Source organism: Dysgonomonas hofstadii, assembly GCF_014196915.1.
In the GTDB taxonomy this organism is placed as follows: Bacteria; Bacteroidota; Bacteroidia; order Bacteroidales; family Dysgonomonadaceae; genus Dysgonomonas; species Dysgonomonas hofstadii.
In genome coordinates, this window is record NZ_JACIEP010000001.1 from 526,789 (window position 1) to 545,895 (window position 19,107).

The 19,107-nt window shown below is 40.0% G+C and carries 15 protein-coding genes; 2 read left to right on the forward strand and 13 right to left on the reverse strand.

Features of this window, described 5'->3' with window-relative positions:
• Nucleotides 1-9 precede the first annotated feature (9 nt).
• The 4 genes from GGR21_RS01590 to guaB form a co-directional block, all read right to left on the reverse strand.
• A complete protein-coding gene (locus GGR21_RS01590; protein ID WP_183305380.1) occupies nucleotides 10-1,380 on the reverse strand; it encodes a peptidylprolyl isomerase in 1,371 nt (456 codons plus the stop codon).
• Nucleotides 1,381-1,464: 84 nt separating this feature from the next.
• Nucleotides 1,465-2,331, reverse strand: a complete 867-nt coding sequence (locus GGR21_RS01595; RefSeq protein WP_183305381.1) for a peptidylprolyl isomerase — start codon at nucleotides 2,329-2,331, stop codon at nucleotides 1,465-1,467.
• The gene (locus tag GGR21_RS01600) at nucleotides 2,328-4,343 is read right to left on the reverse strand and encodes a peptidylprolyl isomerase (RefSeq protein WP_183305382.1); all 2,016 of its coding nucleotides are present in this window, start codon (nucleotides 4,341-4,343) and stop codon (nucleotides 2,328-2,330) included. Before GGR21_RS01600 ends, GGR21_RS01595 begins: the two co-directional genes overlap by 4 nt.
• Before the next feature lie 136 nt (nucleotides 4,344-4,479).
• On the reverse strand, nucleotides 4,480-5,955 hold the full coding sequence (gene guaB / locus GGR21_RS01605; protein ID WP_183305383.1) for an IMP dehydrogenase: 1,476 nt from the start codon (nucleotides 5,953-5,955) through the stop codon (nucleotides 4,480-4,482).
• A 430-nt stretch (nucleotides 5,956-6,385) separates the two neighbouring features.
• Here guaB and GGR21_RS01610 point away from each other — a divergent pair, with 430 nt between their 5' ends.
• Nucleotides 6,386-6,781, forward strand: a complete 396-nt coding sequence (locus GGR21_RS01610; RefSeq protein ID WP_183305384.1) for a DUF3244 domain-containing protein — start codon at nucleotides 6,386-6,388, stop codon at nucleotides 6,779-6,781.
• A 99-nt stretch (nucleotides 6,782-6,880) separates the two neighbouring features.
• Nucleotides 6,881-8,599 carry a tetratricopeptide repeat protein gene (locus GGR21_RS01615; RefSeq protein ID WP_183305385.1) on the forward strand — a complete coding sequence of 573 codons (1,719 nt, stop codon included), beginning with the start codon at nucleotides 6,881-6,883 and terminating at the stop codon, nucleotides 8,597-8,599.
• 60 nt (nucleotides 8,600-8,659) lie between these two features.
• Here the strand turns inward: GGR21_RS01615 and GGR21_RS01620 are convergent, their stop codons facing one another.
• From GGR21_RS01620 to mraY, 9 genes are all read right to left on the reverse strand, one after another.
• Complete coding sequence (locus GGR21_RS01620) at nucleotides 8,660-9,112, reverse strand: GatB/YqeY domain-containing protein (RefSeq protein WP_183305386.1); 453 nt, start codon at nucleotides 9,110-9,112, stop codon at nucleotides 8,660-8,662.
• 27 nt (nucleotides 9,113-9,139) lie between these two features.
• Entirely contained in the window at nucleotides 9,140-10,438 is a 1,299-nt protein-coding gene (gene ftsZ, locus GGR21_RS01625; RefSeq protein WP_183305387.1) for a cell division protein FtsZ, read from the reverse strand.
• 41 nt (nucleotides 10,439-10,479) lie between these two features.
• On the reverse strand, nucleotides 10,480-11,805 hold the full coding sequence (ftsA, locus tag GGR21_RS01630) for a cell division protein FtsA (protein WP_183305388.1): 1,326 nt from the start codon (nucleotides 11,803-11,805) through the stop codon (nucleotides 10,480-10,482).
• A 55-nt stretch (nucleotides 11,806-11,860) separates the two neighbouring features.
• Nucleotides 11,861-12,595 carry a cell division protein FtsQ/DivIB gene (locus tag GGR21_RS01635; protein ID WP_183305389.1) on the reverse strand — a complete coding sequence of 245 codons (735 nt, stop codon included), beginning with the start codon at nucleotides 12,593-12,595 and terminating at the stop codon, nucleotides 11,861-11,863.
• Nucleotides 12,592-13,962 carry a UDP-N-acetylmuramate--L-alanine ligase gene (gene murC / locus GGR21_RS01640; protein ID WP_183305390.1) on the reverse strand — a complete coding sequence of 457 codons (1,371 nt, stop codon included), beginning with the start codon at nucleotides 13,960-13,962 and terminating at the stop codon, nucleotides 12,592-12,594. Before murC ends, GGR21_RS01635 begins: the two co-directional genes overlap by 4 nt.
• Nucleotides 13,963-13,965: 3 nt before the next feature.
• The gene (gene murG, locus GGR21_RS01645; protein WP_183305391.1) at nucleotides 13,966-15,069 is read right to left on the reverse strand and encodes an undecaprenyldiphospho-muramoylpentapeptide beta-N-acetylglucosaminyltransferase; all 1,104 of its coding nucleotides are present in this window, start codon (nucleotides 15,067-15,069) and stop codon (nucleotides 13,966-13,968) included.
• Nucleotides 15,066-16,322, reverse strand: a complete 1,257-nt coding sequence (locus tag GGR21_RS01650; protein WP_183305392.1) for an FtsW/RodA/SpoVE family cell cycle protein — start codon at nucleotides 16,320-16,322, stop codon at nucleotides 15,066-15,068. The genes murG and GGR21_RS01650 overlap by 4 nt, the downstream gene beginning before the upstream one ends.
• Before the next feature lie 84 nt (nucleotides 16,323-16,406).
• The gene (murD, locus tag GGR21_RS01655; RefSeq protein ID WP_183305393.1) at nucleotides 16,407-17,741 is read right to left on the reverse strand and encodes a UDP-N-acetylmuramoyl-L-alanine--D-glutamate ligase; all 1,335 of its coding nucleotides are present in this window, start codon (nucleotides 17,739-17,741) and stop codon (nucleotides 16,407-16,409) included.
• A 95-nt stretch (nucleotides 17,742-17,836) separates the two neighbouring features.
• Nucleotides 17,837-19,099 (reverse strand): phospho-N-acetylmuramoyl-pentapeptide-transferase, encoded by a 1,263-nt coding sequence (gene mraY, locus GGR21_RS01660; protein ID WP_183305394.1) that lies wholly within the window; start codon nucleotides 19,097-19,099, stop codon nucleotides 17,837-17,839.
• Nucleotides 19,100-19,107 lie beyond the last annotated feature (8 nt).

Consider the following 19,107-nt stretch of genomic DNA (forward strand, 5'->3'; position numbering starts at 1 on the left):
TATTCTTGTTTATTCCTTCACCCACCCTGAATACAGGAAGTCACAGTTTTTCCAGTTGTCCTCTATTCTGATGTAAGTATCTTTTATCTTATTTTGCAGCCATTTTTTCAAAACTTCTTCTTCTTTCTTGGCTTCCACTATTTCTTTCAATGCCTGATAGTCATCCGACACATTGGCCACATGGCCTTCGGTACGGGAGCGTAGCTTTACTATTGCTACTGCTTCTTTTCCGTTGTTTTGCATCATCTTGAATGGCGCGGAAACTTCACCTATTTTCATCTTATCTACAACTCTACCCACTTCGGCAGGAAGTTCTTCCATTGTAAATCTCGGTGTTCCGTAGTTTGAACTTTCTTTACGGTTCACCATCAAGCCATTGTTGCGACGGGTATCTTTATCTGTAGATATTCCTCCGGCTGCTTCCTCAAATGATACCTTGTTCTCTTTGATGTATGTAGCTATAGTGTCAAGCCGATTAATGGCTTTATCTATTTCTTCTGCAGGTACTTTCGGACGCATAAGGATATGGCGCACATTGATGAGATCGCCCCTTCTTTCTATTAACTGAATGATGTGAAATCCATATTCGGTTTCAACTATATTCGATACTTTTTTAGGGTCATTCAGCGAAAACGCCATACTTGCAAATTCCGGAACCCACTGTCCACGTCCGTTGAATCCGGTTTCTCCGCCATTAGCGGCTGATCCGTCTTCTGAATACATGATTGCCAGAGAAGAGAAACTGGTCTCTCCGGCGTTTATACGATTGGTGAAGTCTCTCAGCCTCTCCTTTACTTTGTCTATTTCGGTCAAAGGAATTATAGGCTCAATAGTGATGATCTGTACTTCTACTGTCGTTGGTATATAAGGAAGGCTGTCCTGTGGCAGTTGAGAATAATATCTTCTGACCTCGGACGGTGTTAATGACGTTTTCTTACCCACGATGTTCTTTTTGGCTTCGGTTACCAGATAATCGTTTCTGATTTCTTCCCTCCATTCTTCCCTGAGCTGGCTCATCGGGGCCTGCATATATTCTTCAGCCTTCTCTTTCGATCCGAGATTGGCTATTACTCTCTTTTCATAACTGGCGACACCTCTGGATAATTCTGATGCCGGTACATCGACACTGTCTATCTTGGCCTGATCCAGAAACAGTTTCTGAACAGCAAGCTGCTCGGGAATGAAGCAGTAAGGATCGCCTTCGATACGTTCGCCTCGCGAAAGTAGCATAAGACGGGCTTTTTCTACATCCGATTTCAGAATAGCTTCGTCGCCTACAACCCATATTATTTGATCAATGATATTGTCCTGTGCTTTACAAAAAAGTCCTGAACCTAATAATACTAACAATAAAATAAATCTTCCGGCTTGTTTTACCATGTTATATGTTTAATTAAAAATCGCGTAAATATAGTGATTATATGTATCACTTTTTTCTCTTAACGTGAAAAAAGAGATTATATTCTATTTATTATAAAACTTAATTTCTTTATCTGATACAGCCTTTTCATAAAGGTCTTTTCTTACCTGTTTCAGATAGTCGGCCTTTCGTTGTTCCAGATATATTTCGGAAAGTACACCTTTAATGTATTCAAAAGGCGCCTGATCTCCGGCCAGTTTAAATTCTTTAATATTTAACAGGTAAACAAAAAGAGAATCTCTTACTTCAATGTTTTTATTAACTCTCAGATATTGCTCTTTATTGTCTATTATAGATGGAATATTTTCCATTATAGCATCAAAGCTCACCCATTGGTCGTAAAAGTATTCATAGCTGGCAGCATTTTGTAACCTGTTTTTTTCTATGTTCTCTACTGCGGCATCTGTTCCTTGTTTATACCATTTTATGAAATTATTAAGCTCCTTCGAGTTGGATGGGATTTTCAGATACAGTCCTTTTATTATATTCTCTTCAAGCTTAAATTTCTCTTTATTTTCTTCATAATAAGCCTTTAATTGTGCGCCGGAAACCTCCCGGGAGAAATGTTCTTTCAAGAGTTGTTCCTGATATGAGTTGACTATCAGTGATTTTTTGTAATCTTCGACGAGGCTTTCTATATCGTTTTTGTTCACAATGTTTTGTTCGGCTTTGTCGTACATAAGCTGGTCGTGTATCCACATATCCATATATGATTGGGCAGCCATAATACTATCCTCCCCGGTAAAGCCAATAGGAATGATCTTTTCTACGTCGGCTTTATATAGTGTTTTATTTTTTACCGATACCAGGGCCGGACTGTTTTCATCTACAGAAGTCTCGGTCCCCTTTTTACATGAGAATATTATGGAGGAGAGGAGTGCTGATATTAAAAGAACTAATGGATATTTCATTTCAAATTCTTAATAAACGGTTTATTAAACTCAATCATGTATTTACCCCTTATGTATGCGTTCCAATCATTTTCCAGTTTTTCCTGATAATCGGCTTCAACAGTACTCCTTACATCAGTAAAGTCTTCGGGCTTATCTATCAGCCTGCCTGAAACGAAATAATAAGGGAATCGCTTGTTCTGTACTTTTGGCTCGCTTCCATTAAATACTTTATAGTCAACATACTGATTGGTGCCTTTTTCCCATAATCCGGGCTCTATTGTGACTGTTACAGAGTCTTTGTTCAGACTTCCCCTTATTTTGTCTGTAAAAACTTCTCTAGTGTCTGTACTCTGTAGCATGTTTTGGGCTTCAGTCAAACTTTTTATATCTTTGGCATATACGATCATGCCTTTATATTTTTCTCCATCCAGCGTATATTTCGACTTGTTCTCCAGAAAAAATTTATTCAATCCCTCTTCGTCGGCCTTGGCACGTTTCCAGATATTTTTGTCTTTTACTTCAAACAAAAGTACACCATCTGCATATTCATCCATTACTTGCCTGAATGCAGGAACTCTTTCTTCCAGTATAGATTTTTCATAATCTTTGGCTAAAAAAACAGTAAAGGCATCAAGGTATTCTTTCAGTATATCTGTCGACAGGCTATATGGCGTAGCTTCTTCGACGCGTAACATCTGTAGTTCGTTAGGGTCTGATTCCAGAAGCTTTTGCCGCATTTTGATATATTTGTCAAATTCTTTTACCTGATATTTTCTTTTTCCGTCTATACTCAATAATATATCATTTCCGTTTTTTATCAGGGTATTGAACACCGAATCACGGGGGGATAACGATGCCGCAATATTTTCCAGTTCGGCATATGCTTTTTTATTTATTTCCACATGCATTCCTTCCATAATCTGTTTACGGCTGCCATCACTTAGTTCCTGTGCCTTGTCACTCTTGATTATCTTTTCTTTTAGTTGATTCTTTAGTTTACCAAATTCGGGAACCGGGATTTTACGGAGCAACCTTAATATGTGGTAACCATAATTACTTAAGGCAGGCTTGCTTATGTCACCCGGTTTTTCGAGATTGAACGCGGCTGTTTTAAAATCGGGGTACAAGGGTGAATCCAGCCCGATGATACCGAAATAACACCCTTGATCACCTGTCTGATGAACCTTGGAAAATTCTTCACATAGCAGAGTGAAATCAGCTGAGGAACGGATGTTGTTATACTCTCTTTCTGCCACCGCTTTTACACTGTCTATCTGGTGATCTGTAGGGGGAATTTTGGGGAAGTTGAACATGACTTGTTCCACCTCGGCCGAGCCTGTTGCCGGACGCCTGTCCAATACCTGCACTATGTGATAACCTCTGTGAGACCTTATAGGCTGGCTTATTTCTTTTATCGGGAGCGAATACAATGCATTTTCTACTTCGAAAGGGAGCATAAAAGTGGTAACCCATCCCAGATATCCGTTGTGATCCTCTGTCTTAGCCATAAATGGAGTGATTCTGGGAGATCTGAATTCTTCGAGGTTAAATCCGTCTTTTATAATTTTATTCCTTACCTCTAGGGATTTTCGGTATATTTCTACCGTATCGGCCGGTAGTACCAATTCATTGGCGAAAGGAATAAGTATATGGTTTACTTCTACATTTTCCAGTATGCGTCCGTATATTTTCTTCACATACTGGGATTCATAGACAGTATCCCTGATCATATATGCATCTGCAATTTGGTTTTTGAATGATTCGTATGATCTCTTGTATATGTATGTTGTGTCTATACCCTGTGCCCGGGCTTCTTCAACGTTGCTTTTATAATCGGCGTATGTCTTGATGAAATCAGCGATGGGTTCTTTTTCTTCTGCATATTCATTACCTTTATCGTAAGCCTGCTTAACCTCAGACCAATAGACCGGCTTCCCGTTTACCTTGAATACAACAGGGTCGTCTTTTTGAGAAAAGACAGTAGTTGAAGTTAGTAGTGTAATTATTATAAAGAAAAGTTTCCTGCGCATGTTATTAAGTAGTTAAGATATATCCCGGACAAAGATACAAGAAATATAAGCTTCTAAATTTTAAAATAATCTAAAATGAAGAACCCTGTGTATTTTTTTGATACACAGGGTTCATGCTATATGCTTTGTGTGTTACTTATTCTCCTCTGCTATAATTCGGAGCTTCGCTTGTAATAGCCACATCATGTGGATGGCTTTCGGCAACTCCGGCATTGGTGATGCGGGTAAATTTGGCATTATGCAGCTCTCCTATATTTTGAGCTCCGCAGTAACCCATTCCGGCACGGAGACCACCTGTCATCTGGTAAACGACCTCATACAATGATCCTTTGAATGGTACACGGGCTGCGATACCTTCCGGAACAAGCTTTTTGATGTCTGCTTCCATATCCTGGAAGTAACGGTCTTTCGAACCTTTTTCCATTGCTTCCAATGAACCCATGCCCCGGTATGACTTGAATTTACGTCCGTTGAAGATAATGGTTTCTCCGGGAGACTCTTCTACTCCTGCCAATAGTGAGCCCATCATAACAGAATATCCTCCGGCAGCCAGGGCTTTTACTATATCTCCCGAATAGCGTAATCCTCCGTCGGCGATCAATGGAACCCCTGTCCCTTTCAGTGTTTTGGCTACATCGTAAATTGCCGATAATTGTGGTACCCCTATGCCTGCCACAACTCGTGTAGTACAAATTGAGCCCGGGCCAATACCTACCTTCACCGCATCAGCTCCTGCATCCACCAGATACTTCGCTGCTTCGCCTGTGGCAATATTACCTACAACAATGTCGATATTAGGATAAGCCGTTTTTACTTTCTTAAGCATTTCTACCACTCCTTTCGAGTGTCCGTGGGCCGTATCGATGACTATGGCGTCTACTCCGGCTTTAACCAGAGCGTCTACACGTTCAAGGGTGTCATAAGTCACCCCGACTCCGGCGGCTACGCGCAAGCGGCCTTTTTCATCTTTGCAGGCGAATGGTTTGTCTTTTGCTTTAGTTATGTCTTTATACGTGATAAGGCCGATAAGTTTATTATCGTGGTCTATCACTGGCAGTTTTTCTATCTTATGATGCTGCAATATGTCGGCTGCTGCTTCAAGGTCTGTTGTTTGCTGAGTGGTGATAATATTTTCTTTGGTCATCACATCATCTATCAGCTGGCTCATGTCGCGGCGGAAACGCAGGTCCCTGTTCGTGACAATACCTACCAGATAGTTGTTTTCGTCGACTACAGGTATACCTCCGATCTTGTATTCGGCCATCATTGCCAGTGCCTGTCCTACGGTTTTGTTTCGTAAGATGCTCACAGGGTTTGATATCATACCGTTTTCGGCTCGTTTTACCGATCTCACCTGTTGCGCTTGCGCCTCTATAGGCATGTTTTTGTGAATAACTCCGATTCCGCCTTCACGGGCAATGGCAATTGCCAGTTTAGCTTCGGTAACTGTATCCATAGCGGCAGATACAAACGGAATGTTTAACTTGATGTTGCGTGAGAAATTTGTCGAGAGATCGACTTCGCGTGGGAGAACTTCTGAATAAGCGGGGATCAACAATACATCGTCGAATGTCAATCCATCCATGACTACTTTATCTGCAATAAAAGACATATATTAAAGAGCTTTTGAAATTTATTGCGCGCAAATATAGTTGTTTTTAGCGAGATTAAGGATATAGAAAGCTAAAAAAAGATGTAGAAATGAAAAAAATAAGAATTTAAAACTTTAAAAAATATATTGTATATTTTGAAAATATATACTTATATTTACCATTGAAAAACGTAAGGCAATTAATGTAAATGACCTCATAAGCCCGGAAAGAGGTGCATAATTACACTCCTCTGTACTGAGGCTTATCTTCTTGGCTTATCAATAATTTTTTTATACTAACCTTTAACATATTAAGATTATGGCTTTAACAAGAGGTGGCCCTTGAATGGAGGATTTGTTATATTTAACCTTTTTAGCTCACAAAACTATTTCGTTGCCGGGTACATTAAATGGGAAGCAGCGGTAATATTAACTTTTATATAAAATTTAAATGATGAAAAATAAACTGTTTTTATTTATAATGATGTTTGCCTGTATGGCTACAACGGTCTATGCGGATGATATAGACTTTTTTGACAAAGAGGGAGATGGAGGAAATGACACTGGCGGCGGCGCCGTTAAACCTCGTAGTTTAAGACTCGCATTATTTACTGCAGAACTGACGGAGGATATGAATATCGACTTCACCTTTACACAAAACATAGGTAGTACTGAAATCGTAATAAAAGATGAGAATGGAGTGGTATATTGCACCAGGACTATTAATACATCACAAACAAACAATCTGACAATAGATGTATCAGGCTTGATCCCTGGCTCATACACTATTACGGTTAAAAATTCGGCAGGAAGTATAAATAAATATGGTAAATTTGTAATTCATTAGGCTCTCAAATTAGACTAAACATAACTACAGGAGGCCGGGGGAAAACCGGCCTCCTGTTAACTACAACGACTTACACAAGGGAAAATACTAGAACTGGGCATGAAAAAGTTTGTTTTTGTATTATTTATATTTATAATTTTATATTCCTGCGACCGGGATAGCCGGTCTGTTGTTCTATTAAAACAAGCCTTAGAATTAGCAGAGAATAATTCCGCTGAAGCATTAACTTTATTGGATTCTATACCATCTCCTGAAAATCTGAATAAGGAGCATTATATGCAGTATATTGTAATTAAAACACAGGCTAAATATAAAAATTATCAGGATATTCACAACGACTCGCTTATTCTTCAGGCTCAACGATATTTTGTTGAAAACAACAACAATCCATATATGTGTGCACTTGCTAGTTATTATACCGGAAGTTACTATTATGAAAATGAAAATTCACCCAAAGAACTCGAAAATAGTTTACTTACAGTATATTATGCTCAAAAAACAGATGATAATCTTCTGATAGCAAAGAGCTTGCATAGTGTAGGGAATATATATTATGAAAAAGAGATGTATAATGAAGCGATTCTTAATTTAGAGCAGGCTTTAAATTGTTATGAAAAGGAAGAGCATATTGATATTAATAAATTAGAGGTAATAAGACTCTTATTGATTACATATAATTCAAAAAAAGAAAAAGAGCAGGCTCTTTATTATTATGATAAAGGGATGCAACTGGCGAAACAGAATAATGCCATTGATTTTATTACGACATTTACTTATTTACGGGGATTAATTTATTACACACATGGTGAGTATGATATAGCAATACCCTTTTTTCATCAGGCATATTATAATAATTCGAATAAAGAAGAAGCAGGAAGGGTAAATTTGAGTTTACTTCTTTCTTATAATGATATGAACCAATTAGACTCAGCAAGATATTACTCCAATCTTTTAATAAAAGAATTACCAAAGATAACGTATCTCTATACATTGCGAACTAGCTATAAGGCTATCTCTGACTATTACGAAAAAGTTGGAGATTTTAAACAGGCTTTGCCTTATCGTAAACTTTATGAAGATACTACAACGGAAGTTTATAAAGCTAAGAATGCCACAGAACTAGCAGAAGCTCAGCATAGATATAACCTGGCTTTAATGGAGAAGGAGCAGGATAATGCAGCAATGCGCCACCACACCTATATGGCTAGTATTGCTGGGGTTGCCTTGTTAATTATAGTTATTGTTGTATTTAAAAATGTGCAGCAGAAACAGAAAAACCGGTATCAGGCAGAACGGAACAGGTTACTGAAAGTACAGTTGCAAACTCAAAATCAGATGGTAGAGCAACAGGCTGATAATATGGTGTATATGCAGAGTATATACAGAAGTATTGTCAACGAATGGGTTGCTATAGATAAGGAAGTCAAGAAACTCGCTATCGAATTCGGTGCGACAGAAGAGCCTGAATTGTATACAAGAATGAGACTGATGATAGAGAATTTCAGGCAAAACACAAATAAGCAAATGATTGTTCAGGCGAGAGACTTTTTTCAGAAACAACCTTATGGCGAAGCTGTTCTTTCGTCACTCAAGGAAAAGGAACTATTACTCTTCATGCTTTATTATTCGGGGTACAAACGTGTTGAGGTCTCATTGTTACTGGGGGTGAATCATAAACTGGAAAATATGATTTTCCGTAAATTAGACTTAAAGAACAAATTACTCAAAGCAGGGATGCCTGAGGAGAAAATAGAAGAAGTGCTATTTACAGAGAATGAAGTTCCTAAAAAGAGGGAAAAGGATGATATTCCGATTTAATAAAAAACAGGAGCATTTGACGAATGCTCCTGTTCAATTATATCTGAGTGCAATTACTTACTAATTACTAAGCAACTTCTTTACCGTTTCTGAAATAGCCTTTCCTGCGGCAACTCCGGCCAGAGCTTTAGTGGCAACCCCCATTACTTTACCCATATCGGCAGGAGATGTTGCTCCAACCTGAGCGATAATTTCAGTGAGTTTCGCATCCAGTTCTTCTTGAGAAAGCTGTTTAGGCAGGTATTCTTCCAGTACGGCAACTTGTGCCAGTTCGTCTCCGGCCAAGTCTTCGCGCCCCTGGGTTTTATATATATCGGCGCTGTCTTTGCGCTGTTTCACCATCTTCTGCAAAATGAGGATAGCTGTATCATCAGACAATTCATCGTTTGCTCCCTTTGCTGTTTTTGCTTCAAGGAATTCTTTTTTTATCCCGCGCAGAGCTTCCAGTCTCACTTTGTCCTTGGCACGCATTGCGTCTTTTATGTCTTCGCTTACTTTATCAAATAAGTTCATAATAATATATTGTGTTTAGTTGTTGTTTTAGTCGTTGAACAGGTCGCCCTGTTTTTTTGCTTCCGGGCGATATTCACTCGGATTGAACTTCTCGTCACGTTTAAATACAGGTGTATTTTCCAGTGCGTCTATAATGCGGTCGTTATCCAGTTCTTCGGCAGAAAGGATAGTCGGCTTAGGACTAAAGAATGAAGTCCTTACGGCCATTGTCTGCACACCGTCTTTACCGTAATGCTTCTCGATCATTTCATTGATACGGCGTTTTTCTTCCTCCTCATGGCGGATGCGTTCTTCCTCTTCGGCTTCTTCCTCTTCCGAAAGTTCACGGTAATGCTCGTCGATACCCGGAATACTTGACATGCCGAATCCTGTGGCCAGAAGCGTTATCTTCACTTTCTCTTCCAGTTTCTTATCGGTTGCAGTTCCCCAGATTACTTCTATTTCAGGGCCAAAGCGTTTCATAAAATTGGCAACAGCTTCCATTTCTTCCACAATAAGAGGGTTCTCTTCGCTGGAATAGATATTGAAGAGTATCTTCTTCGCGTCGAATACATCATTATTATTCAGCAATGGAGAATGCAGTGCATTTACAATCGCATCTTCTACACGGTTTTCACCTTCACCATATCCACTACTCATAATGGCTACCCCACCATCTTTAAGAATGGTTTTCACATCGGCGAAGTCGAGATTGATATGGCCATGCACTGTGATGATCTCAGCGATACCTTTAGCTGCGATAGTCAGAGTATCATCAGCTTTTGCAAAGGCATTTGGGATTGTCAGGTCTGCATAAATGTCGATCAGGCGCTCATTATTGATAACAAGCAGGGCATCTACATTCTTAGCTATATTCTCCACACCTTTCAGTGCCTGTATGATCTTTTTTCGTCCTTCAAAAACGAATGGAATGGTAACGATACCTACAGTGAGTATACCCAGGTCTTTGGCAATGCGGGCAACTACAGGTGCGGCACCCGTTCCTGTTCCACCTCCCATACCTGCAGTGATGAATACCATTCTGGTGCCGTCGCTAAGCAGGCGTTCCAGGTCTTCTTTGCTCTCTTCAGCAGCCGCTTGTGCTACTTCGGGGCGGTTGCCGGCTCCAAGACCCTCTGTCGTTTTACGTCCTAACTGGACACGTGTCTCTACTGGCGATTGGCAGAGAGCCTGATTGTCGGTATTACATAATGCGAAAGATACATCGTGTATGCCTTCGTTATACATATGATTGACTGCGTTTCCGCCACCACCGCCTACACCGATTACTTTAATAATGGTCTGCGTTTTTCTGGGAAACTGAAAATCTAATATCTTGTCATCCATATTGTTATAGGCTTTGTTTGTTGCTTTTTAATTGTATGCTTTTACTCTTCATCATTGAACATTGTTCCTCCGAAGTTCTGTATTTTTTCAAAGAACCCGAAAAGGGAAGTTTGCTTTCCATCTTTTTGTTTCTTTTCTTTTTTTGACTTCTTTGGTTGTTCCTCTTCCTCCTCTATTACAGGGGGAGCCTGAGTGACAGTTGTATTTACCACAGGAGTAGGCTCTGCCACCGGAATTTCTTTTTTCTCACAGTTTTCATTTGCGAAAAGAAGGAGGCTCAATGCTTGTGTATAAAGCGGATTCTGTAGGAGTTCGGCCGCATTGTTTATGTAAACGCGTTTCGCTACGGCACGTTTGACTGACATCTGGGATTTTTCGGCCAGATGATCTACGAGGCCGTTTATCTGAGATGCTCCCCCCATAATGATAATTCCTGCATCGAGCTGGTCACCGTACCCCGATTCTTTTATCTGATTAATTACGTTCAGTATGATTTCGTCTTCACGAAGTTGGATTACCTTGTTTAATTCTCTCAGGTCAACCTCCGGAGCTATTTCGCCGCTCGATCTGTTTTTATCTTTGCCCAGTTTTCCGTAACGGATTTTATACGTTTCGGCCGAATCGAAAATGAAGCCTAATTCCTGTACATCCTTCGTGATTGTGCGTCCGCCAAAAGGAATAACAGTCATATAGCGGAGTAAACCTCCTTTGTAAATTGACAGGGTAGTGGTGCCTGCTCCAAAATCGACAAGTGCACAACCGGCCTGCCTGTCGTGTTCGTCAAGTACTAATGCCCCTGCCGCTACAGGTCCAACTATGAAACCTGCTATTTCTATTCCGACTTTGTCTGTTATGCTTTTTATCAGGTTCGTCTTTATGTTCGGACGGCCTATTACCAAACGGTAATGTCCTTCGATAGAAGATGCTACCTTGTCAATAGGATCCTCTTCGTATTTGCCATCCAGGTAATATTCGGGGGCAAGGACACTGTAATTGGTATAAAAATCGGGTTTGTTTAGTTTAGCCTGTTGTTCCATCCCATCCAGTACGGCAAAGGTGATAGGCGTCATTCCGTCCAGAAGTTTCACTTCTTTATGCTCTATTGCCCGAAGCGACTTTCCGGCAACAGAGACATAGGCTTTACCAATTTTCTTCCCCGTTTTATTTTCAAGCAAGCTGATCAGCTTTTTAATTTTGCCTGCAACTTCATCTATATTATAGATTACACCATACTTTACGGCCGAGTCGGAGGGAACGCTTTCCGATGCCAGTATGGAGATCACACCCTGTTCATTTTTGCGGCCAAGTACTCCGACTATTTTCGATGTACCCAGGTCGATACCTACTATAAACCCTGATTGTTCCATATGTTTTTACCTTTTAACCGGTCAATTTGATCAATTGATCGGTATACTAATCTAATTAACGTCTTGTACAAACAACTTGTTTGTCAAATTTTAAATTTATGGCCGAATATTTATTCCAACCTGTTTCATTCAGTCCGTTTTTATAGAATGCAAACAGTTTGTCGAGTTTCTCTTTATATCCGGATAAGCCTCCAAGTATGATCTCGTGATCTCCCACACGTGGAATAAGCTTGATATCCTTATTTGGAAGCACGATAATTTGCTCTATCTGCGCATTCCAAAACTCGTTATCATACAAAAATAGTGCAAATTTATATAATTCCGACTTTGCAAAGTCCTCTTTTATTGTACCTGTGGCTATGGGCAGATAGGCTGTAAAGCGCTTCGAAAGCGGCATTCTGTTACCATCGTTGTCTATATAATAATTTTCTCCGGTATTGCTAATAATTCTTAATATAGGCTTGCGCTCCTCTATGGAAGCCTTAATTGTATTATTGTTGGTTATGAAAACGCTGGCCTTTTTTACCAACTGATTGGTCAATATCGCTTCTTCTATAGCGTTGGTGTTTATGTCTTTGAGTTGTTTTCCTGTGGGATTCAAACCTTTTTCTTTTATGAAAGCTTCAATATCTTTTGTCTCCACAAACTGATCGGACGAGGAATTGTTCTGAACTTCAACTTCAAAGCCTGTGCATAATCCGTCTTTCGGCTTTTCCTGAAAATAGATAGCTGCAAATATTAAATAGCCTGCCAACAGGCATATTCCGGTTATGACTAATGCTTTTTTCATAATTTTTCCTCCAGAATTTCTTTTATCGGCATTAATAGCTGGTCGATGTCTCCTGCACCGATGGTCAATAAAACTTCAATGTCGTTTTTATTTTTCAGTAAGGGAAGAAGCTCTTCTTTATCACATAATGTCTTTGGACAGGTAATATCATCAAATATGATTTTTGAAGTAACTCCTTCTATTGGTTTTTCTCTCGCAGGATAAATGTCTAACAAGATCAGTTCGTCCAGTAAAGACAAGCTCTTAGCAAATTCAGATGCAAAATCTCTTGTTCTTGTATATAGATGTGGTTGGAAAATACCTGTTACTTTTTTGTCCGGATATAATTCTTTAACAGAGGTAATACTGGCTGCCAGTTCTTCGGGATGATGCGCATAATCGTCGATCATCACTATCCTGTTTGTTTTCAGAAGGAAGTCGAAGCGGCGTTTTGCTCCCTGGAAAGTGGATATGGCATGACGTAGCTCATCAGCCGTAACACCATTCAACCAGGCAATGGCCATTGACCCCACGCTGTTTTCAATATTAATCTTTACAGGTACACCGAGTTGTATATTTTCTATGGTTTCGGCAGGAGTAACAAAATCGAAGCGGATTTCTCCGTTTCCTATTTTTATATTTCTGGCATGAAAATCACCTTTGTCAATAGAATAGGTGTAAATACGAACTTCTTTTCCGGTTTTGGGCGAAAGCTTTATATTGTTTTTCATTATTAAAGCCCCTCCTGGTTGTATCAGGCTGGTAAAATGTTCGAAACTTCTCACATATTCTTCTTCAGTTCCGTAAATATCCAGATGATCGGGATCGACAGATGTGACTAATGCCATATACGGATGCAGCCAATGAAAAGAACGGTCATATTCATCGGCTTCAATAACGGTATATTCGCTCTTTTCGGAAAGCATCAGGTTGCTTCCGTAATTTTTAAGGATTCCGCCCAAGAAAGCACTTGTATCAAGATGTGATTGTTTCAGTATATGGGCCAGCATGCTCGATGTGGTGGTCTTACCATGCGTACCAGCACAGCAAAGCGCTTTACTTGCTTTGGTGATCGTACCTAAAACCTGTGCACGTTTCTGTATAGAGAAGCCGTTCTTATGAAAATATCTCACTTCTTCGTTATCCATAGGTACGGCCGGAGTGTATACAATCAATGTACTACTTTGATTTTTACAATATTCGGGAATAAGGTTTATATCGTCGTTATAATGAATCTCCGCACCTTCTTTTACCAGGGCTTTTGTGAGTTCTGTTTCGGTACGGTCATATCCGGCTACTTTTATTGCTTTCGACATAAAATAGCGTGCAAGGTTACTCATTCCGATTCCGCCGATTCCTATAAAATATATCGATTGTATATTATTCATTTTTTATTTCACAAGTTTGATGACTTCGTCCACAATCATATCGGTAGAGCCGGGATGAGCCAGTTTAAGTATATTCTCTGAAAGAAGATTCAATTTTTGGTTGCTATTAATAGTTTCCAATACAGTCGGTATCAGTTTTTCCATGGCTTCAGAGTCTTTGATAAGTATAGCCGCCTCATTGTTTACTAAAGCCATAGCATTTTTTGTCTGATGATCTTCCGATACATTGGGTGAAGGAACCAGAATGGTTGCTTTTCCCAACAGGCTAAGTTCGGTGATAGAACTTGCTCCTGCTCTTGAGATCACCAGATCGGCGGCAGTATATGCCAGATCCATCCTGCTTATGAATTCGTACATATGCACATTGTCAGGATTCCCTTTGCTGGCAAGATCGAGATTCAGCTCGAAAGAATAAAGTTTTCCACATTGCCAGATCAACTGGATGTCGGACTGAGCAATGGCATCTATTCCTGAAAATATACTTTTGTTGAGAGTCCGGGAACCTAAGCTGCCGCCTATTAATAATATTGTTTTCTTGTCAGGATCGAGATCGAATTCTTTATAGGCATCTTCCTTTGTCAGAGATGGAGAAAGCAGTTCTTTACGGTAGGGGTTTCCTGTTATAACAATTTTGTCTTTAGGAAAAAACCTTTCCATACCCTCATAGGCCACACAGACGGTAGATGCTTTCTTCCCTAAAAATTTATTTGTAACACCCGCATAGGAATTCTGCTCTTGTATAAGTGTCGGAATTTTCATTTTGTTGGCTTGATATAAGATAGGACCACTGGCATATCCGCCTACTCCTATAGCCACCTGAGGTTTAAAGTCATTTATTATCTGCCTTGCTTTTTTCAGACTTCTCCGGAATTTTAGTATAGTGGAAAAATTTTTGAAAATATTTTTCCTGTTCAGCCCGGCTACTTCAAGTCCGATAATCTCGTATCCTGCTGCGGGTACTTTCTCCATTTCCATACGCCCTTCTGCTCCAACAAACAGAATGGTAGAGTTAGGATAACGCTCTTTTATGTTATTTGCAATCGCAATCGCAGGGAAAATATGTCCGCCTGTCCCACCTCCACTGATAATCACTCTTAACTCTTTCATCCTTCTAAATTCTTTTCCATTGAGTCGAATGACTCGAAATCCACATTCGCAATGCTTTCGTCCACGTCTTCGTGTTCTGCATCATTTAGTTTTGAGGAACAAGCCAGTATGATTCCAAAATAGGCACATGTAATTATGGTTGATGTTCCTCCGCGGCTTACCAGTGGCAAAGGCTGTCCTGTAACAGGAATCAGATTGACTGCCACCGCCATATTTGCAAGAGCTTGTATCGTGAGTATGAGGCCTGCACCCAGAATCAGATAACGAGGGAATTTCTTCTCACATTTCGAAGCTAAGACTCCACACCTGACCATCAAGGCAACATACAGTAATAAAACAAATAATCCACCCAAAAGTCCCATTTCTTCCAGGATAATGGCAAATATGAAATCCGAATACGCCTGTGGAAGAAAATCACGTTCTGTCCCACTTCCGGGTAATCCAATGACTCCTCCGTTGGCTATTGCTATCTTGGCATGGGATACCTGATAGTTTTCATCGGTTATTTTATAGGCCAGAGTGCCGTCTTCGTTCAGGTCGGTAACAGCTACCTGACCTTCATTCGAGTGCCGTTCGATACGGTTCTTCCATGTAGCCAGACGATCGGGCAAATATTCTTTTGCAATGTCATCGGGTACTATAGCCAGACTTCCAAGCAATAAAAGAATGCCGGAAATGCCGATCAATGCGATCATCCCCAATTTCTTTATTTTTACTTGCCCTATAAACATCATCAGGAAACAAACGCCAAAGAGAAGACATGCCGTAGACAAGTTTTCGGGAGCTATCAACAGGCATAATAAACCAACTCCTATAATGAGGGTATTGAATATCCAGTTTTCGTTCTCCGGTTTCATTTTACTCAAAAAGAAGGCGACAAAGCCGATGGCTGATATTTTGGCAAATTCTGATGGCTGTATTGTAAAGGCTCCTATTCCCAGCCAGCGTTGGGCACCGTTTACATCTTCACCCATAAACATTGTAATGACAAGGAGGAGAGCCGAAACAGGGAGACCTAATAAAAGTACAGAGAAGAAACGGCTGGGAATTCTTTGCAGGAACATAACAACAAAGAAACCGATGAGAAGGAATGCTCCATGTCGTAGAATCGGCGACCAGTGGTTGTGCTGGCGGTATGCGATTGTACTGGTTGCACTGAAAACCTCAAGCAAAGAAATGATACATAATGCGATGAAAATGCACCATATGACTTTGTCTCCTTTGAATGCCCGTCCTAAAAAATTGAATTCCATAATTTTTTTATTTCAAGATTTCAAGATTTCAGGTTTCAAAATTTCAAGATTAATCTTACAATTTTGAAACCTGAAATCTTGAAATTATAACTTTCTGACACATTCTTTAAACTGCTTGCCCCTGTCCTCATAATTCCGGAAAAGATCGAAGCTGGCACAACAAGGCGATAACAGAACGGTATCTCCTTCTTCGGCCAGGGCATAAGATTTTTGTACAGCATCTTCCATAGAAGATGTATCTTCTATCTTTTCTACTTTTCCGTCAAAGAATTTATGTAATTTAGTATTGTCCACACCGAGAAACACAAGAGCCCGTGCTTTCTCTTTCACCAGTTGCTCTATTTCGGTGTAATCATTTCCTTTGTCAGTTCCCCCCAGTATGAGGATGACCTTTGTCTTCATGCTTTGAAGGGCGTACCAGCATGAGTTTACATTAGTGGCCTTCGAGTCGTTAATGAATTGGATGCCTCTTACTTTGGCCACCTTTTCTAAACGATGCTCCACTCCCTGGAAATCACTGAGTGATTGGCGGAGATTTTCATCTGTAATATCCAATAATTTGGCGGCGATACCCGATGCCAGGGAATTATACAGATTATGAATTCCCTCTAAAGCCAGTAAATCCTGTTCCATAACAAACATAGATTTAGGGGTGTTTATAATTATTTTGCTGTCCATAGTATATGCCGAAGCATCTCCTGTTTTAAATTCAGCAAAAGTGTATTGTTTTCCTGAAGAAATCAGCTTTTTGATTTCTTTGCTCACGATAGGATCTTCCTCCCAGAAAATGAGGGCATCCTCTTCGGTTTGGTTTTGTGCGATGCGCATCTTTGCATCCACATATTTCTGCATATCGTGGTCATACCTGTCCAGATGGTCGGGAGTAATATTCAACAGAATAGCTATATCCGCTTTGAAAGAATACATATTTTCCAGTTGAAAACTGCTTAGTTCCAATACAAAATAATCGAAATTATCTTCAGCTACCTGGCGTGCAAAGCTACGTCCTATATTTCCCCCAAGCCCTACATTGAGTCCTGCTGATTTCAGGATGTGGTATATCAGGCTGGTAGTAGTGGTCTTTCCATTGCTTCCTGTTATACAGATCATTTTGGCGGTGGTATATCGTTTGGCGAATTCCATTTCTGATAAAACAGGTATGCCTTTTTCCGTAGCTTCTTGAACAAGTGGCGTGTAATTAGGAATTCCCGGACTTTTAATAATTTCTGAAGCAGCCAGAATAAGGTCTTCAGTATGTCCGCCTTCCTCGAAAGGAATATTATATCGGTTCAGTTCGGTTTTATACTTTTCCTGCAATATGCCATTATCTGACAGAAATACATCAAATCCTTTGGCTTGTGCAAGGATTGCCGATCCTACACCGCTTTCGCCTCCACCTAATATGATTATCTTGTTCATAATTTATATTTCAAAATTTCAAAATTTCAGGTTTCAATATTGGAGACAAAACTAATCTTGGAATTTTGAAACCTGAAATCTTGAAATGATATATTTTATCGCATTTTTAATGTTGCCAATGTAAGTACAGCTAAAATAATGCCTATCAACCAGAAACGTACGACTATTTTAGATTCGGGTATAGGTGCTATTGGTCTTTGAAACCTTGCCTGTATACCCGCATTTCCGGCTTTTTGGAAATGATGGTGAAGCGGAGTCATCTTAAAAATGCGCCGCCCTTCTCCATATTTTTTCTTTGTAAACTTGAAATAGAATACTTGTATCATTACCGAAATGCTTTCCACAAAGAAGATTCCGCAAAGTATAGGTAACAATAATTCCTTATGTATAATAACTGCAAATACTCCGATGATGCCCCCAAGGGTAAGACTCCCTGTATCTCCCATAAATACCTGCGCAGGGAAGGCATTATACCATAAGAAGCCTACTGTGGCCCCGATAAATGCGGCGGCAAATATCACCAGCTCCTGACTACCCGGTATAAACATAATGTTGAGGTACGATGCAAAGCCAATATGCCCCGATACATAGGCTAGTATTCCCAGTGTGACTCCTATAATAGCGGAGCTTCCTGCAGCCAGTCCATCGAGCCCGTCGGTGAGGTTTGCCCCGTTAGATACGGCTGTTACAATAAATATAACTACCAGAACGAACAATATCCATGCAGCCGGTTCGGCGTAATCGCCCATAAAGGAGACCAGGCTTTCATAATCGAGATTATTGTTTTTTACAAAAGGAATTGTAGTCTGGGTAGATTTTACTCCTTCTTCTATGTAGCTTACATGTTCGATAACATTATCCTGATTCCTGTATTCCACATTTTCCCTGATGATGACATCGGGGCTGAAATAGATTGTTAGTCCTACTATTAGTCCCAGGCCTATCTGGGCTATTATTTTAAACTTGCCATGAAGTCCTTCTTTGTCTTTTTTGAATACTTTGATATAGTCATCGAGAAAACCAAGTGTTCCCAGCCAAATGGTTGTAATGAGCATCAGTATTATATATATATTATCTAAGCGAGCAAGAAGTAATACTGGAACAAGGATGGCGATTATGATAATAATCCCTCCCATGGTGGGAGTTCCTTTCTTGCTCAGCTGTCCCTCAAGTCCGAGATTGCGGACAATTTCCCCGATCTGAAGTTTTTGAAGTTTATCAATTATTCGTCTTCCGATAACGGTTGATACAATAAGTGAGAGTATCAGGGCTACTGCTGCTCTGAATGAGATGTATCTGAACATTCCTGCGCCAGGGAAATCCAACTGGTCTAAAAAATCGAAAAGATAATATAACATTATATAAG

Coding starts and splice junctions, on each gene's coding strand:
- GGR21_RS01620 (WP_183305386.1), bottom strand. CDS start 9,112: ATGAACTTATTTGATAAAGTAAGCGAAGACATAAAAGACGCAATGCGT.
- murG (WP_183305391.1), bottom strand. CDS start 15,069: ATGAAAGAGTTAAGAGTGATTATCAGTGGAGGTGGGACAGGCGGACAT.
- guaB (WP_183305383.1), bottom strand. CDS start 5,955: ATGTCTTTTATTGCAGATAAAGTAGTCATGGATGGATTGACATTCGAC.
- GGR21_RS01635 (WP_183305389.1), bottom strand. CDS start 12,595: ATGAAAAAAGCATTAGTCATAACCGGAATATGCCTGTTGGCAGGCTAT.
- ftsA (WP_183305388.1), bottom strand. CDS start 11,805: ATGGAACAATCAGGGTTTATAGTAGGTATCGACCTGGGTACATCGAAA.
- GGR21_RS01600 (WP_183305382.1), bottom strand. CDS start 4,343: ATGCGCAGGAAACTTTTCTTTATAATAATTACACTACTAACTTCAACT.
- mraY (WP_183305394.1), bottom strand. CDS start 19,099: ATGTTATATTATCTTTTCGATTTTTTAGACCAGTTGGATTTCCCTGGC.
- GGR21_RS01595 (WP_183305381.1), bottom strand. CDS start 2,331: ATGAAATATCCATTAGTTCTTTTAATATCAGCACTCCTCTCCTCCATA.
- GGR21_RS01615 (WP_183305385.1), top strand. CDS start 6,881: ATGAAAAAGTTTGTTTTTGTATTATTTATATTTATAATTTTATATTCC.
- GGR21_RS01650 (WP_183305392.1), bottom strand. CDS start 16,322: ATGGAATTCAATTTTTTAGGACGGGCATTCAAAGGAGACAAAGTCATA.
- ftsZ (WP_183305387.1), bottom strand. CDS start 10,438: ATGGATGACAAGATATTAGATTTTCAGTTTCCCAGAAAAACGCAGACC.
- murD (WP_183305393.1), bottom strand. CDS start 17,741: ATGAACAAGATAATCATATTAGGTGGAGGCGAAAGCGGTGTAGGATCG.
- murC (WP_183305390.1), bottom strand. CDS start 13,962: ATGAATAATATACAATCGATATATTTTATAGGAATCGGCGGAATCGGA.
- GGR21_RS01610 (WP_183305384.1), top strand. CDS start 6,386: ATGATGAAAAATAAACTGTTTTTATTTATAATGATGTTTGCCTGTATG.
- GGR21_RS01590 (WP_183305380.1), bottom strand. CDS start 1,380: ATGGTAAAACAAGCCGGAAGATTTATTTTATTGTTAGTATTATTAGGT.